The following is a 15,799-nucleotide window of genomic DNA, read 5'->3' on the forward strand; positions in this document are numbered from 1 at the left end:
ATTAGAAAGAGGCGTTTCAAAAATGAGAATGGTAGATTTAATCGAAAAAAAACGTGACGGAAAAACATTAACAACAGAAGAAGTTAATTTTGTAATCAAAGGTTTCACTGATGGTAGTGTACCTGATTACCAAATGAGTGCTTTTGCAATGGCAGTTTTCTTAAAAGGTATGACTGAAAAAGAATATAGTGATTTAACAATGGCAATGGTACATTCTGGTGATACAATTGACCTTTCTAACATCGAAGGAATCAAAGTTGATAAACATTCAACTGGTGGAGTAGGTGATACAACTACACTTGTATTAGGTCCATTAGTAGCTTCTTTAGATATTCCAGTTGCCAAAATGAGCGGACGTGGTTTAGGTCATACTGGTGGTACAATCGATAAATTAGAAGCAGTAGAAGGCTTCCATGTTGAATTAACAGAAGAAGAATTTATGAAGCAAGTAAATGATATAAAATTAGCCGTTATCGGACAAACAGGAGATTTAACACCTGCTGACAAAAAGTTATATGCACTACGTGATGTAACAGCAACTGTTAACTCAATCCCATTAATTTCAAGTTCAATTATGAGTAAAAAAATCGCTGCTGGTGCAGACGCTATTGTTTTAGATGTTAAAACTGGTGCAGGTGCATTTATGAAAGATATTGATGATGCACGCGATTTAGCTAAAGCGATGGTTAAGATTGGGAACAACGTTGGAAGACAAACAGTTGCAATTATTTCTGATATGAGCCAACCATTAGGTTTTGCGATCGGTAATGCATTAGAAGTGAAAGAAGCAATTGACACTCTTAAAGGTGAAGGTCCAAAAGATTTAGAAGAATTATGCTTAGTATTAGGTAGCCAAATGGTTGTACTAGCTAAAAAAGCTGAAACAATAGAAGAAGCAAGAGCTAAACTTCTAGAAAATATGAAAAACGGAAAAGCTTTAGAAGTATTTAAAGCATTTTTAGTAGCTCAAGGTGGAGACGGTTCAGTAGTAGATGATCCATCAAAACTACCTCAAGCTAAATATGTACAAGAAGTAGTAGCAAAGCAAGACGGTTATGTTTCACAAATCGTTGCTGATGCAGTTGGAACAGCAGCTATGAAATTAGGCGCAGGACGTGCAACAAAAGAATCAGTTATCGACTTAGCTGTTGGATTAATGCTAAACAAAAAAGTAGGCGAAGCAGTTAAAAAAGGAGATTCATTAGTTACTGTATATTCAAGCACAGAAGATATTAGTGAAGTTGAAAAAGACTTATTAGAAAACATTAAAATTTCTACTGAAAAAGTAGAAGAACCTACATTAGTTTATGATTTAATTATGGAAGCTTAAAAATATTTAAAAGCTATTCTCAGTGATGAGAATAGCTTTTTTTGTTCTTCTTATTCAACAAAATGCCAGTTTACTTTTTAAGTTAATCATATACGATCTATTTTTTATACTTTTCAAAAAGATAGCAACATACCTTTATATCAAAGGAATTAATAATAAAAAAATGTTCCAAAGTTTTGATTTAAAGGGAGCTAAGCTAATGGTAAAGAAAGTGTTATTTTTTGGTGATGTAGGAATTGATGATGCGATCGCTTTGGCTTATGCACGATTAACAGAAGAGATTGATATAATTGGGATTGTAGCGGATTATGGGAATGTAACTAAAAAAGAAACGACAAGGAATGTTCGGTTTTTACTTAAAAGGTCAGGAAAAGAATATATTAAAGTTTATGGGGGTGCTGAGAAACCAATGACGGGAGAAATCCCGACCTATTATCTTGATATACATGGACCGTTTGGTTTAGGTCCAATCGATCCAGGTTTAAAGTTAGAGAACTTAGAGAACTTTTGTGAAGTGATCAATTTGATTGAGCAGTATAAGGATGAACTAATAATCGTAAATACTGGGAGGTTAACCTCACTAGCGACCCTATTTATCTTATACGAAGATTTGATGAAAAGTGTGAATTCTTACTATATAATGGGCGGGGCTTTTCTTTATCCCGGAAATGTTACCCCAGTAGCTGAAGCGAATTTTCACGGTGATCCGATAGCAGCTAATATCGTTATGAAGTATGTAAGTGGTGCATATATTTTCCCATTAAATGTAACGCAAAATGCCATAGTAACTCCTTCAATGGCCAATTATATTCATTCTAAAGGGAAAACTGATCTTGTAAAACCATTATTAGATTACTATTATTTCAACTTCTATCAAAAGAAAGTACCCGGCATAAAAGGGAGCCCAGTTCATGATGCGGTAACTATCATGGCAGTCATACGTAGCGATTTATTTAAATTCTATCAATCTGCTGTTTTAATTGATTCAACCGAGGAGGCTAGGGGTCAAAGTATTGCAGATTTTCGAGTAACGGATACTCCTGAGAAATTTGATGGAAGACCGAAACAACAGATTGCCGTAGGCCTCGATTATGAAGGGTTTTATAAAGATTTTATGTCAATTATGACTGGGGAGAAGTTCTAGTTCAAAAATTTATAGAGAAATTATCAAATTAATTGATCCGAAATTTGTCAAACCCTTGTCATATTATGCAAGGGTTTGTTTTTGCTTATTGTTAAAATAATATTTTTTAAATACTTAAGTTTAAGCTTCTTAATAACATAAGTGCAAAAATGATACATAGAAAGATGATTTAAAACCATAAAAAAGGCTTTTTCTACGTATCGGATAGATTGCTAAAGTGATGAATAAAAGAGTACATTTCAGTGCATTTCAAATAGATAGTAATTGTCGAAAAAAGGAGTTATAAAGTTTTTAACGAATTATCACATAATCAAGAAATATAAATAAGAGGAAAATATAATAATTGAAGTTCTTGAAAACAAGTCTACCTGAGCTGAGATTAGTCCATTTATTAAATTAACAAAAAGAATGATAAATAGTTATTATGAAATAAGAGGTGTAAAGTTGAGGCAAACGACGTGGAAAGAGATAATGCTGCTATTTAGTCCGCTAATATTAATACCCATCATTTTATTTTTTGTGTTACATTCTTCACCATCAATTGCATTGAGGACTCATGTGTTTTTTGATGGTCATCCTATTTTAGCCTTAAAGTCTGAAATTGCAGATGACCAAGAACATAATCAGGGTGATAAGGAATTCCTAAAAAATGAACACGCAAAATGTTATTCTTTAAATGAAGAAAATTATATCCTTCGAAAAAAAGGTTTTATCTATGTAGCTGATTATTACGGAAATGCCTAATATTTATTGTTTCAAGTCCGAAGATTACTACAAAAGATGCTCGCAATCCTAAGGGCAATAGGGACCTAAGACCTAAGTTGTTGCCTAACAGCTTGTGGTCTTAGGCACGTGTAGTTCTTATATGAATCCATTACTTTTTATTTCCAATCAACTTGCTCATCAAAAAAATTTTCATAAACGAAACACTAAAAAACTATAAGTTTTTACAAGGTGAGAAACTGTTAGTATTGTTGTGAGTATGAAGCTTTTGTAAATTAAAACACTAAAGAAAATTATTTTCTTGTTTAATTATTTGATTAAATTTAGTATAATTGTAATCGTGCCTTGTTGCATGGGTGGGAGAGGGAGACACTAAAAGAGAGGATTTTCTTTGAAAAATTTATTGAACAAACAGTTTAATCTTGAAGGTAGCGGTACGACCATTAAAACGGAGTTGATTGCAGGTGCAGTTTCATTTCTAACACTTGTCTATATTTTGTCCGTTAATAGTACAATTTTGCATGATGCAGGTATACCGTTCCAAGGTGCAATGATTGCCACAATTTTGTCAGCTTTTTTTGGAAGCGTTATGATGGGATTATGGAGTAATTCACCTTTAGTATTAGTTCCGGGAATGGGCATCAACGCATTGTTTACTTATACAATGGTTGGAGAAATGGGAATGAATTGGAAGGAAGCACTTGCTGTTGTATTTGTAAGTGGAATCTTATTATCAATTTTATCATTCACAAAATTAATTAAGAAATTAACAACTGCGATTCCATTATCACTAAAAAGTGCAATTACAGTTGGAATTGGATTTTTCTTAACGTTTATCGGTCTTCAAGCTGGTGGGATTGTTGTAAAAAATGAAAGTACGTTCGTATCGATTGCAAATTTTACAAACGTAGATGTTTTAGCAACAGTTATTACACTAGGTATTGCGATTTATCTTTTTATTAAAAATGTACCTGCAAACTTTTTAATTACAGTTATTTTAGGTACAATCATTTCTTTCATTTTACATGGTGGAATTGAAAAAGCACATGATACAACAAAAATCACAATGAAATCTGCTAGTGCAGTTGTCGGACAACTGACCTTTGCTCATGTGTTGAGTTTTCCATTTTGGATTGCAGTATTTTCGTTAACGATGGTTGTATTATTCGAATCAATCGGTATTATTCATGGTCAATTAAGCATGATGAACCAAGAGCATAAGCAACAAAAGGTTGTTCAAGGAACTGCGTTTGGTATTATTTTATCCGGTTTACTTGGAACTAGCCCAACAGTTATTGCTGTTGAAGGTAGTGCAGGTATTAGTTCTGGTGGTCGAACAGGTCTTACTTCTGTTGTAACTGGATTTTTATTTTTAGGATGTTTACTCTTTATGCCATTAATAGCATATATTCCAACATCTGCGATTGCACCAATCTTAATCATAATCGGTTCATTAATGGTTAAACATATTACAGATATTCAATTGGATGATCCTACTGAGGCAATACCAGCCTTCTTAATTTTAGCATTCATCCCTTTAACATATAGTATTATTGACGGAATTGCATTCGGTTTTATTGCTTATCCATTAGTAAAAATGGCAGGAGGTAAGAAAACTGAAATCACACCATATATGGTGGCAATTTCAGCATTATTCTTTGTACGATTTGCATTGAACTTTATTGCATAAAAAAAAGCGCTGATTCTTCTATGAACCAGCGCTTTTTAATTTGTTGTTTTTTGAAATTTAGATTTTGAAAAACATTAATCAAAAAATTTATTTAATCGTTTATAGAAGAAATAGCCAACAACGGTACCAATTATTAATCCAATCACGTAAATAATCGTGTTATTTCCATTGGCAATAGTAGATGTTAATAAAGCGATTAATGTCGCTGAAAGATATACAAATAAGACGTTTACGAATAAACCGAATTTTTTATAAACGAATAATTTGCCATTATTTACATTAGCAGATCTGTTATAACATAATAAACCGATTATTAGAAATGCAACGATATAGAGGATAATGATCGATAAATTTCCGTAATCTATAGTTGGATAATGAACAATTTGTTCATTAAAATCTTTTGAAATTGATAGTGGACCTGTTTGATATGGAATGGACCAACTAGTAATCATTTTTTCAAAGCTAATGTCAGGTAATTTATAGTTAAAGATCCCATTCAAGTTTGAATAAATACTAAAATAGATAATACTAGGTGAGAAAATCGTAAAAATAGTGAAAAGTGTTTGAGAAAAATAATGACCTGTAATTGTTCCAATCGAGAGACCAATTGTAAAAAAAGCAATCGTAAATAGGAATATGACAGTAAAAATGGTTACAAATGATGAAGCATCAATATATTTGTAAAGATTCGTATTGTAATGGATTAATAGAGTTAAAATAAATAATCCAATAGTCGCCATAAAAATATGAGCAATTCCAAACACCCATTTTGATAAATAAAGTTGTCTTGGTGAGTAAGGAAGGGAAAATTGAAAATCAATTCCTCCTGTATTTCGTCCAATTCCTATTAATAAAATACTTAATATTAATACTATGATTGGTGAAATAAATGCTAGCATACTGAAGTCAGATATATAAATGTACGGATTACTAGGATAAGTTAGCAATGCTCGATTTAATTCATCAGTGTTATTGTAATAGCTAAATGGAAGAATGATCAGATAGACAAGATATAATAAAATAAGTGCAAGTCTAGATTGTTTGGAATTTATTAGCCACAATGCTTTACTAAACATATAAGTCCCCTCCATCATTTATGAAAAATAGATCCTCTAATGTCAATGGAAGTTCTTCTAGAAGAAGTGGATTTTCATTTTCCATTCGTTTTATATATTCGTTCTTATTTCCATTAATAATGATAATTGCTACTTTGCCAGTTTTTGAGAATACAGAAATAGAAGGGTCATCTTCAAATATTTTAGGTAAGCCATTTTCAAATGCTACTTGTAATTTATAAAATTGACTCGTACTTTCTTCCATTGTAGAGATTGAATTAATTCTTCCATCCTTAATAAATAAATATTGATCAATTATTTTTTCTAGTTCAGCGAGATGATGTGATGAAATAATCACTCCGACTGAGTTTGTGCTTGCATATTCAATGATTAATTGTAAAACAGTCCTTTTAACGACTGGATCTAAACCGTTAGTTGGTTCGTCTAGAATGACATATTTTGCATCTGTTGAAAAGGTTAATAATAAATAGATAAGTGTTTTCATCCCTTTAGAGTATTTACGTAGAGATGTATCAGGTAATTTATATTTATTTAATGCTTCTAGAAATTTGTGTTTATTGAAATTTGGATATGAATTTTCATAGATTGTAATAAGCTCTTTCACACTATATTGATTAATGAAATTTGTAGAATCACTCATATATGCAATTTGTCTTCTAGTAATAGGTGATTCGTTAATCTCTTTATCGTCAATACTAATTGAGCCTTCGTCTGGAGATAGAATGCCAACGATCGTCCTTAAAAGAGTCGTTTTACCAGCTCCATTTCTACCGATTAAGCCTGTGATTTTACCTTTTTCTATTTGAAAGTTTAGATTTTTTAACACTTCATGTTCATCAAGTTTTTTACTTAAATGATGGATTTTCAACAAACTATTCAGCTCCTTTATTAGAATAAAACTCTTTTACCCATTTCATTATTTCTTCCTCTTTTACGCCATCTGTTAAACAATCAATTAATAAATTGGAAAGTTTATTTTTATATTTTAAAAGGGAATCTGTTGAAACCGTCTCTTTTGTTAAACCAATGACAAATGTTCCTTTACCCCTTATCGTTTCGATGACTCCAGTGCGCTCTAGTTCTTGATAGGCTCTACTAACAGTATTTGGATTGATCACCAATGTAGTTGCTAATTCACGTACGGATGGAAGTTTATCGCCATTTACCAAAATCTTTCTTAACATTTGTTCTTTTGTTTGTAGAACAATTTGCTCCCAAAGGGGTAAATGGCTTCTTGGGTCTAAAATAATAATCAAGAGATCATCACCTCAAATGCTTTCTTAAGTGTATGGAGTGTATTAAGTGTATGAGTGTAATTAATACACTTTACTTATATCATATGTTCTCATGTATGTAAATAGTTCCATTCTTTCTAATATTTTCTTCACAGGTTGATTAAACTACTTATATTTGGAAAAAATATGTATGAAAAGAATGGAGGGTTATAGATGAAAAGGGTATTACTAACTCTTTTAAGTAGTGTTATGATCTTTTCTTTATCACTACCTAAAGTGGATGCAAGAGAGACACAAAATAATGATGTAAGTTTAGCAAAAAGTGCATTATCTTCCGTAATTATTGAACAAGATACTGGGAAAATCTTATATGAAAAAGACGCTAGAAAAGAGCTTCCACCAGCAAGTATGACTAAGATTATGACAATGCTTATTATTATGGAAGAAATCAATAAAGGAAAACTTAGATTAGATGATAAAGTAATGACAAGTGAACATGCTGCGTCAATGGGTGGATCACAAATCTTTTTAGAACCTGGCGAAGAGATGACAGTAAAAGAAATGTTAAAAGGGATTGCAATTGCTTCAGGAAATGACGCATCGGTCGCAATGGCAGAGAAAATTGCAGGTACAGAAGAGGCGTTTGTCGCTCTAATGAATAAAAAAGTAAAACAGTTAGGATTAAAAAATACACATTTTGAAAATCCAACTGGACTACCTGCACCTGGTCATTATTCATCAGCGTATGATATGGCCATCATGGGAAGAGAGCTTTTAAAATATCCATTAATCACAAAGTTTACTGGTACTTATGAAGATTACTTGAGAAAAGATACTGAAAAACAATTTTGGCTAGTTAATACAAATAAACTAGTTCGTTTTTATCCAGGAGCGGATGGCTTGAAAACTGGATTTACTGCAGAAGCAAAATATTGTTTAACTGCAACTGCTAAGAAGAACAACATGCGAGTAGTTAGCGTAATTATGGGTGCACCAACTTCTAAAGAAAGAAATGCACAAATGACAAATTTACTTGATTATGCATTTAATCAATATCAAGTAAAACAATTAATTAAACAAGGTGATAATATCGAAAGGCTTAGTATAAGCAAAGGTAAGTCTAAAGGTGTAAATGTTATCACTAAAAGCCCAGTTTCAGTTGTATTGAAGAAGGGTGAAGCGATGAATAAAATTACGAAAGATATTCAGCTGAACAAAAATATTCAAGCGCCAATTAAAAAAGGGCAAGTTGTAGGAGTTTTAATATTAAAACAAGGTAGTAAAGTTTTATCTAAAACAGACTTGGTAGCTAATAAATCAGTAAATAAAGCTAATTGGTACGATTTATTTAAGCGTACTGTTGGAGGATTCAACTGATTTTTTCCGACTAATTTCGAGTATTACTAAAAGATTTGGCGTTTTGCCACTAGTTTTGTCACACGTGAAGGAATTCAGTTTAGTTTTAACGAAACTCTAGAATAACCGTCAAATAAGGAGGTTATTGTAGTGAGTCTTAATATTGAACTTGAAGTGAAAAATGCAATCCTTTGTGTAAGACTTGCAGGGGAACTAGATCATCACACTGCTGAGGATTTACGTTTACAAGTAAATGAGGTATTAGAGTCACAGACTATCAAACATATTTTATTAAATCTTGAGCATTTAACGTTCATGGATAGTTCTGGTTTAGGTGTCATTTTAGGTAGATATAAAGTTATTCGAAATAAAGGTGGAGAAATGGTTGTATGTTCAATTTCTCCATCAATTAAGCGGTTGTTTGATATGTCTGGTTTATTTAAGATTGTTCATTTAGCTGATGATGAGTCAAATGGACTTAATGTATTGGGGGTGGCATAATGCGAAATGAAATGAACCTTCAATTTTCCGCATTAAGTCAAAATGAATCATTTGCTCGTGTAACTGTAGCGGCATTTATTACCCAGCTAGATCCTACATTAGATGAATTAACTGAGATTAAAACTGTAGTATCTGAGGCTGTTACAAATGCGATTATTCATGGTTATGAAAATAATCCTGAAGGTATCGTATTCATTTCAGTTCTTCTAGAAGATCAAACAGTAACTTTAACAATTCGAGATGAAGGGATAGGTATTGCTGATTTAGATGAAGCAATGCAACCTTTATACACTTCAAAACCAGATTTAGAAAGATCCGGCATGGGATTTACGATTATGGAGAATTTCATGGATCAATGTGAAGTTGTGTCCACTATCAATGTTGGTACAACGATTACGGTTAAAAAGTACTTATCAAATAGCAATGTTTTAAGTAATTAAGGAGAATCGCCTATGGACGTAGAAGTCAAGCAAGATCAACCCCGCGCGCAGTTAAAGGATCATGAATTAAAAGAGTTAATTAAGCGTAGTCAGGCTGGAGATCAATTGGCTAGAGACAGCATCGTCGGGCACAACATGAGACTTGTATGGTCAGTTGTTCAGCGCTTTATTAACCGTGGATATGAACCAGATGATTTATTTCAGATTGGTTGTATCGGATTATTGAAATCGGTAGATAAATTTGATCTATCATATGATGTACGATTTTCTACATATGCTGTTCCGATGATTATCGGAGAAATCCAACGATTTATTCGAGACGACGGAACAGTTAAAGTGAGTCGTTCATTAAAAGAAACGAATAATAAGATTCGAAAAGCAAAAGAAGAATTAAGTAAAACGCTTGGAAGAATGCCTACAATTAACGAGATTGCTACTCATATGGAAATTACACCAGAGGATGTTGTACTTGCACAAGAGGCTAGTAGAGCTCCTTCATCAATACATGAAACGGTGTATGAAAATGATGGGGATCCTATTACATTGTTAGATCAAATTGCTGATAACCATGAAACAAATTGGTTTGAAAAATTTGCATTAAAAGAAGCGATAAAACAACTAGATGATCGGGAGAGATTAATTGTCTATTTAAGATATTATAAAGATCAAACTCAATCAGAAGTTGCTGAACGATTAGGAATTTCTCAAGTCCAAGTTTCAAGACTAGAGAAAAAGATTCTCCAACAGATGAAAGATAAAATTAAATAAAATCTTGAGCTAAAAAAGCTGAAGAATCGTAGGAAATATAATACGATTTTTCAGCTTTTTTATTTTGTCTTTATTTTTGTGTTTTTACTGTAACTCTAGTTTCAAATAATAATGAACATCTTCAAGTTCCCCTTTCAGATGCTTTTTTTCAAAAGAGCTGACGACTAAATTTTCCTATTTTTACTTACCGAACTACTCAGATCAATCTTACTGGACTTATATTTTTGGGAAGTTTTCACATACTAGTTGTAATTGAATTCATAAAGCTTTGAAACTGAGGGGAAAGTATGAATAAGGTTTTATATATTAAATTACTCAATCGAATCGTTGTACAAGTAGGTAAAAGTGTACATCTAGGAGAGATTGCACGATTACAAGGGATTAATGTTGATTTAACCAAAATTCAAAACATCATTGTACATGAATCAAAAAAGGAGGATGGTACACATACAGTTATTGATATTCTAGAGCTTTTACCATTAATTCTTAAAAGTGAACCTGATATTTCGTTCGAGATCGTTGGAGTGACAATGTGCATAATAGAACTTAAAAATGAAGTTTCAAAAGATCGTTTTTTTCTGTTTTGTTTCGTTTGGATCTTGTTATTTACAGGTTCTTCATTAGCAATTATTTATTTCCACGAAGATGTTAGCATGCAACAGGTTCAACAACGAATTTACTATATGATTACAGGAAAACATAATCATAAACCTTTATTACTTCAAGTACCATATTCTTTTGGACTAGGAATTGGGATGATTTTATTTTTTAATCAATGGTTTAAGACTAGATTAAACGAAGAACCGAGTCCTCTTGAAGTAGAAATGTTTCAGTATCAACGCTCAATGGATGAATATGTGTTAGTAAACGAAAATAAAAAGCCAAACAAAAGTGTAAATACCGATGATTAGAGAATTGTTTATTGTGTTTGTAGGGTTTTCAGGAGGTATTGCTGTTGGTACGGGCTTTGTAGCATTTTTATCGGTTATCGGAATTATTCCAAGACTAACGCAGTTAACAAAAACGATTAAAAAAATTCGAGCTTATGAGTTTGCAGTTATTTTAGGAGCAATTTTTGGTTGCTGGATTAGTTTGCGAAATACCGTTTTTAATTTGCCGAATATCTTTTCAGTTTTTATTGGACTGTTAGCAGGTATTTTTATTGGAATGTTAGCTGCAGCATTAACCGAAGTATTAAACGTTTTTCCAATCTTAGCGAAACGAATTGGCATTCAAAAGAAAATTGTGTACTTATTAATGGCTATTGCACTAGGTAAAGTTTTTGGGTCGTTATTTCATTGGATTTATTTTATAGAGTAAAGGATGGATGAAATGAGTGGGAAATTAAAAGCTAATTATAAAGAGAATATAAAACCATACCAACCGAAAAAACCGGTATTAAAAAATTGTATAAAAGCGTTTTTAGTTGGAGGATTTATCTGTCTTTTAGGTGAGTGTATTACGAAAGTCTATATTAACTATTTTAACTTTACTGAAAAAAATGTTGGTGATCCAACAGTAGCAACACTTGTATTAATTTCTAGCTTACTTACAGGGTTAGGTATATATGACAAAATTGGACAATTTGCTGGCGCAGGATCTGCTGTTCCTGTAACAGGCTTTGCCAACTCTATGACGAGTGCTGCTATGGAACATAGAAGTGAAGGTCTCGTTTTAGGGGTTGCAACAAATATGTTTAAACTAGCTGGTTGTGTAATTGTTTATGGAGTTGTTTCGGCATACGTCGTTGGAATGATACGATACGCATTTAAAGTATTCTTTTAGGAGGTGAGTACATATGGCTTTAGTCGGTAAACAAACTTGGGAGTTTCAAAATGGTGTTTATGTCCAAGCATCTGGAACAGCTGTAGGACCAAGAGAAAACTTGGGACTGTTAGGTGGCAAATTTGATTATGCTTATGAAGATCTTCATTGCAATGAAGATAATTGGGAATTAGCAGAAAGAGCATTAATGAGAAATGCAATTTCGGTGGCTCTAAAAAAAGCAAACAAAACCGTAGAAGATATTGATGTATTTTTAGCAGGAGATTTACTAAATCAAAATGTTACTGCGAACTTTATGGCAAGGGAATTGCAACTTCCTTTTTTATGTATGTTTGGTGCCTGCTCAACATCTATGGAAACGGCTGCACTTGGCGCACAATTAATCGATAGTGGCTATGCGAAAATGGCATTGGCAGCAACAAGTAGCCATAATGCTACTGCTGAAAGGCAATATAGATATCCGACAGAATATGGTGGACAAAAACCAGATTCAGCAACTTTTACAGTAACTGGAGCAGGAAGTGTTCTCCTTTCGAATAAAAAAAGCAAAATAAAAGTAAAATGCGCCACAATTGGTACAGTTCAGGATTTAGGTTTGACAGATCCATTCGACATGGGTTCTGCAATGGCACCAGCAGCAGCCTATACAATCGTACAACACTTTAAGGACACAAATACGACACCTGATGATTATGATTTTATCGTAACTGGAGATCTTTCAGCAGTAGGCGCACCAATTTGCGAACAACTTGTTAGAGAAGAAGGTTATGATATGGCAGGGAAATATAATGATTGTGGATTGCTAATCTATGATCGAGAAAATCAGGAAGTTTTTGCTGGGGGAAGTGGATGTGCTTGTTCAGCAGTTGTAACATATGGTCATTTATTTCAAGAGTTAAATAAAGGTACTTATAAACGAATTTTAGTAGCGGCAACCGGCGCACTTTTAAGCCCAACAATGATTCAACAAAAAGAATCAATTCCAACTATTTCACATGCTGTCGTTTTCGAAAGCTGTTAGGAGGTGTTCAGATGGATTTTGTTAATGCTTTTATAGTAGGAGGTCTAATTTGTGTAATTGGCCAATTATTTTTTGATTTTACAAAATTAACACCAGGGCATGTGATGTGCATATTTGTAGTAATTGGGTCAATTTTAGATGGATTTGGAATTTACGATAAGCTAATAAAATTTGCTGGTGCAGGTGCAACCGTTCCAATTACTAGTTTTGGGCATTCCTTATTACATGGAGCGATGGCAGAAGCAAGTGATCACGGATTTATTGGTATTGGAATGGGGATCTTTTCACTTACTTCATCTGGAATTTCAGCAGCAATTTTATTCTCATTTATAATTGCACTTATTTTTAAGCCAAAAGGTTAACTTATGAAAAAGAAAAGGATCATTATCGTAACCGACGGAGATGTTTATGCACATCGGAGTATTGAGTATTTGGCAAAACAATTTGGCGGATGCACAATATCACAATCGCAAGGTAATCCCACTAAGTTCTCTGGAAAGAGAATGGTTGAAATCATAATGCAAGCACAAAAAGAACCAGTATTTGTATTGTTTGATGACAGTGGCTTTATGGGAGAAGGTCCTGGAGAGAAAGCTTTAAAATATGTGGCGAGTGATAAACATATTGAAGTTATTGCTGCACTAGCAGTAGCATCAAATACACATCATCAAGAATGGACAAAAGTGGATGTAAGCATTGATAACGAAGGGAATTTAACTGAATACGGTGTCGATAAGTATGGAGTGCCTGATATTGAAATCGGAAGAATAAATGGAGACACCGTTTACAATTTAGATCAACTAAATATTCCCTTCATTTTAGGAATCGGCGATATTGGAAAAATGGGTGGAAGAGATGATATTGAAATCGGTTCACCCATTACAAGAAAAGCAATTGAATATATCCTCGAGAGGAGTGAACTCCAATGACTACGAAAAAAGAGCCGACAAAACTGACAAATAAACTAGTTACAAATGCTCATACAATAAGTGATCGTATAGGTTATGGAGTAAGTTTTGATGTCGGTAAACGTGTGATCTTTGTAAATAAAGTTGAAGTTAATCTATATTATGTTAACGGATTAACGGATACAAGCTTTATTCAAAGATTTTTGGATGACTTAATTGGGTTAGAAAAAGTCGAGAAAAATAAATCAATGTTTAAAAATATTGAGGATACAATTGTCCATCAATCAGTAGAGATCGTTTTAACATTTGAAGATGTTATAAAGAAAGTATTATCTGGTTTAATTGTAGTATTAGTTGATGGAGAAGATAAAGGACTTGCAGTCGATGTGAGGAGTTATCCTGGACGTGGTCCAACAGAACCAGATACCGAGCGAGTAGTACGTGGATCACGAGATGGTTTTACTGAAAACATTATTAATAATACTGGCCTAATAAGAAGACGTATTCGCGATGAGAATTTAAGAAATGAAATTCTTCAAGTAGGTGAAAGTTCAAAGACAGATGTATGTTTATCGTATATAGAAGGTTTAGCGCACGCGGAACTTGTAAAAGAAGTTCGGGATCGAATTACAGGTATTCACGTTGATGGTCTTACAATGACAGATAAGAAATTAGAAGAATTTATTTTAAAGCAAGGATATAATCCATTTCCTTTAGTTAGATATTCTGAAAGACCTGACGTTGTAGCAAACCACATTCTTGAAGGGCATGTATGTATTATCGTGGATACATCTCCGAGCGTAATTATTACGCCTGCAACGTATTACCACCATATGCAACATGCTGAAGAATTCAGACAAACTCCTACAGTCGGAACATTCCTTCGATGGTGCCGTTATATAGGAATTTTTATGTCAGTCTTTTTATTACCGTTTTGGTTACTATTATGTAATTACCCAGAGGTATTACCAAAATCATTAAGTTATATTGGTCCAAAAGAAACAAGTAATATTCCAATTTATTTACAATTAATAATTGCCGATATGGGGATTGAATTCCTGAGAATGGCAAGTATACATACACCAAATGCAGTTTCCACTTCGATGGGGATTATTGCAGCAGTATTAATTGGGCAAGTCGCAATTGATGTTGGCCTTTTTCAACCGGAAGTAGTACTATATACAGCTGTTTCAATGATTGGATCATATGCGACGCCTAGCTATGAGCTAGCACTTGCAAATAAATTGGCCAAATTTTTTATCTTAATTTTAACTGCAATATTAGGTGTTAAAGGCTTTATGATTGGTTCAACATTATTTATACTGTTTTTAGCAAGTCTCAATACTTTAAATACACCTTATTTTTGGCCATTTATCCCATTTGATGGCAGAGCCTTCTGGCATTTAGTTATCCGTACAAAAGCTAGTGAAAGTCAACATCAAAAAGGTGGAAAAACAATCGGTGATGCGACCATTTGATCTGCTTATGAAATAAAAGAGGTGGGCTGTCCTAGGAGTCAGATTAACTGACAAATAGACGACCTCAAAAATGTACTAGCGCTGGGGAGGTATCTCAACAGCGCTTTTCATTTATAGTAGATAAAATCGAACTTTTTGATAGCAATTAGCCAAATTTTTATTGGAAATAGAAAAAATTAGAGCTATCCATTTAATATAACCTTATATTGTATTATCTTTAACTCGTAATACCCGTACTGGTATGGGTAAATTTTATTTTTAATTGCGGTTTTATAGAATTTAATTGCAGTTTAGTTAAATTTAATTGCGATACTCAAATTTTAATTTCAGTTTTACCAAATTTA

Annotated in this window: 18 protein-coding genes; 15 read left to right on the top strand and 3 right to left on the bottom strand. The window is 33.1% G+C overall.

Annotated features, from left to right (window positions below; genetic code table 11):
* Nucleotides 1-22: 22 nt before the first annotated feature.
* The 4 genes from ACFVRR_RS09925 to ACFVRR_RS09940 all read left to right on the top strand — a co-directional run bounded on the left by ACFVRR_RS09925 (nucleotide 23) and on the right by ACFVRR_RS09940 (nucleotide 4,887).
* Nucleotides 23-1,330, top strand: coding sequence for a pyrimidine-nucleoside phosphorylase (locus ACFVRR_RS09925; RefSeq protein WP_387327684.1), 1,308 nt, complete (start codon nucleotides 23-25; stop codon nucleotides 1,328-1,330).
* 199 nt (nucleotides 1,331-1,529) lie between these two features.
* Nucleotides 1,530-2,474, top strand: a complete 945-nt coding sequence (locus ACFVRR_RS09930) for a nucleoside hydrolase (RefSeq protein WP_387327686.1) — start codon at nucleotides 1,530-1,532, stop codon at nucleotides 2,472-2,474.
* Between the two features lie 444 nt (nucleotides 2,475-2,918).
* Nucleotides 2,919-3,218, top strand: a complete 300-nt coding sequence (locus ACFVRR_RS09935) for a hypothetical protein (RefSeq protein ID WP_387327689.1) — start codon at nucleotides 2,919-2,921, stop codon at nucleotides 3,216-3,218.
* A gap of 370 nt (nucleotides 3,219-3,588) precedes the next feature.
* On the top strand, nucleotides 3,589-4,887 hold the full coding sequence (locus tag ACFVRR_RS09940) for an NCS2 family permease (RefSeq protein WP_387327691.1): 1,299 nt from the start codon (nucleotides 3,589-3,591) through the stop codon (nucleotides 4,885-4,887).
* 74 nt (nucleotides 4,888-4,961) lie between these two features.
* On the opposite strand, the gene ACFVRR_RS09945 is transcribed toward ACFVRR_RS09940, so the two are convergent.
* The 3 genes from ACFVRR_RS09945 to ACFVRR_RS09955 are packed head-to-tail and all read right to left on the bottom strand — an operon-like array spanning nucleotide 4,962 to nucleotide 7,219.
* The gene (locus tag ACFVRR_RS09945; RefSeq protein WP_387327693.1) at nucleotides 4,962-5,963 is read right to left on the bottom strand and encodes an ABC transporter permease subunit; all 1,002 of its coding nucleotides are present in this window, start codon (nucleotides 5,961-5,963) and stop codon (nucleotides 4,962-4,964) included.
* On the bottom strand, nucleotides 5,956-6,834 hold the full coding sequence (locus tag ACFVRR_RS09950; RefSeq protein ID WP_387327696.1) for an ABC transporter ATP-binding protein: 879 nt from the start codon (nucleotides 6,832-6,834) through the stop codon (nucleotides 5,956-5,958). The genes ACFVRR_RS09945 and ACFVRR_RS09950 overlap by 8 nt, the downstream gene beginning before the upstream one ends.
* 1 nt (nucleotide 6,835) lies before the next feature.
* Nucleotides 6,836-7,219 (bottom strand): GntR family transcriptional regulator, encoded by a 384-nt coding sequence (locus ACFVRR_RS09955; protein WP_097979045.1) that lies wholly within the window; start codon nucleotides 7,217-7,219, stop codon nucleotides 6,836-6,838.
* Nucleotides 7,220-7,411: 192 nt separating this feature from the next.
* On the opposite strand from ACFVRR_RS09955, the gene ACFVRR_RS09960 reads away from it, so the two are divergent.
* The 11 genes from ACFVRR_RS09960 to ACFVRR_RS10010 all read left to right on the top strand — a co-directional run bounded on the left by ACFVRR_RS09960 (nucleotide 7,412) and on the right by ACFVRR_RS10010 (nucleotide 15,455).
* The gene (locus tag ACFVRR_RS09960; protein ID WP_387327699.1) at nucleotides 7,412-8,575 is read left to right on the top strand and encodes a D-alanyl-D-alanine carboxypeptidase family protein; all 1,164 of its coding nucleotides are present in this window, start codon (nucleotides 7,412-7,414) and stop codon (nucleotides 8,573-8,575) included.
* A gap of 129 nt (nucleotides 8,576-8,704) precedes the next feature.
* Nucleotides 8,705-9,055: an anti-sigma F factor antagonist gene (spoIIAA, locus tag ACFVRR_RS09965; RefSeq protein WP_069031806.1), complete on the top strand. Its 351-nt coding sequence runs from the start codon at nucleotides 8,705-8,707 to the stop codon at nucleotides 9,053-9,055.
* Nucleotides 9,055-9,495: an anti-sigma F factor gene (gene spoIIAB / locus ACFVRR_RS09970; protein ID WP_025672021.1), complete on the top strand. Its 441-nt coding sequence runs from the start codon at nucleotides 9,055-9,057 to the stop codon at nucleotides 9,493-9,495. Before spoIIAA ends, spoIIAB begins: the two co-directional genes overlap by 1 nt.
* A 12-nt stretch (nucleotides 9,496-9,507) precedes the next feature.
* The gene (sigF, locus tag ACFVRR_RS09975) at nucleotides 9,508-10,263 is read left to right on the top strand and encodes an RNA polymerase sporulation sigma factor SigF (protein ID WP_056466881.1); all 756 of its coding nucleotides are present in this window, start codon (nucleotides 9,508-9,510) and stop codon (nucleotides 10,261-10,263) included.
* A 287-nt stretch (nucleotides 10,264-10,550) separates the two neighbouring features.
* Nucleotides 10,551-11,174, top strand: a complete 624-nt coding sequence (locus tag ACFVRR_RS09980) for a stage V sporulation protein AA (protein WP_387327703.1) — start codon at nucleotides 10,551-10,553, stop codon at nucleotides 11,172-11,174.
* On the top strand, nucleotides 11,167-11,583 hold the full coding sequence (locus ACFVRR_RS09985) for a stage V sporulation protein AB (protein ID WP_069031809.1): 417 nt from the start codon (nucleotides 11,167-11,169) through the stop codon (nucleotides 11,581-11,583). The genes ACFVRR_RS09980 and ACFVRR_RS09985 overlap by 8 nt, the downstream gene beginning before the upstream one ends.
* A 12-nt stretch (nucleotides 11,584-11,595) precedes the next feature.
* Complete coding sequence (gene spoVAC / locus ACFVRR_RS09990; RefSeq protein WP_387327707.1) at nucleotides 11,596-12,048, top strand: stage V sporulation protein AC; 453 nt, start codon at nucleotides 11,596-11,598, stop codon at nucleotides 12,046-12,048.
* A 13-nt stretch (nucleotides 12,049-12,061) separates the two neighbouring features.
* Nucleotides 12,062-13,069 carry a stage V sporulation protein AD gene (gene spoVAD / locus ACFVRR_RS09995; protein ID WP_097979051.1) on the top strand — a complete coding sequence of 336 codons (1,008 nt, stop codon included), beginning with the start codon at nucleotides 12,062-12,064 and terminating at the stop codon, nucleotides 13,067-13,069.
* A gap of 11 nt (nucleotides 13,070-13,080) precedes the next feature.
* On the top strand, nucleotides 13,081-13,431 hold the full coding sequence (spoVAE, locus tag ACFVRR_RS10000) for a stage V sporulation protein AE (protein ID WP_097979052.1): 351 nt from the start codon (nucleotides 13,081-13,083) through the stop codon (nucleotides 13,429-13,431).
* A 3-nt stretch (nucleotides 13,432-13,434) separates the two neighbouring features.
* Nucleotides 13,435-13,998: a stage V sporulation protein SpoVABEA gene (gene spoVAEA / locus ACFVRR_RS10005; protein WP_069031813.1), complete on the top strand. Its 564-nt coding sequence runs from the start codon at nucleotides 13,435-13,437 to the stop codon at nucleotides 13,996-13,998.
* Entirely contained in the window at nucleotides 13,995-15,455 is a 1,461-nt protein-coding gene (locus ACFVRR_RS10010; RefSeq protein ID WP_387327713.1) for a spore germination protein, read from the top strand. The genes spoVAEA and ACFVRR_RS10010 overlap by 4 nt, the downstream gene beginning before the upstream one ends.
* Nucleotides 15,456-15,799: the final 344 nt, after the last annotated feature.

It is taken from the genome of Gottfriedia sp. NPDC057948, assembly GCF_042887255.1.
In the GTDB taxonomy this organism is placed as follows: domain Bacteria; phylum Bacillota; class Bacilli; order Bacillales; family Bacillaceae_G; genus Gottfriedia.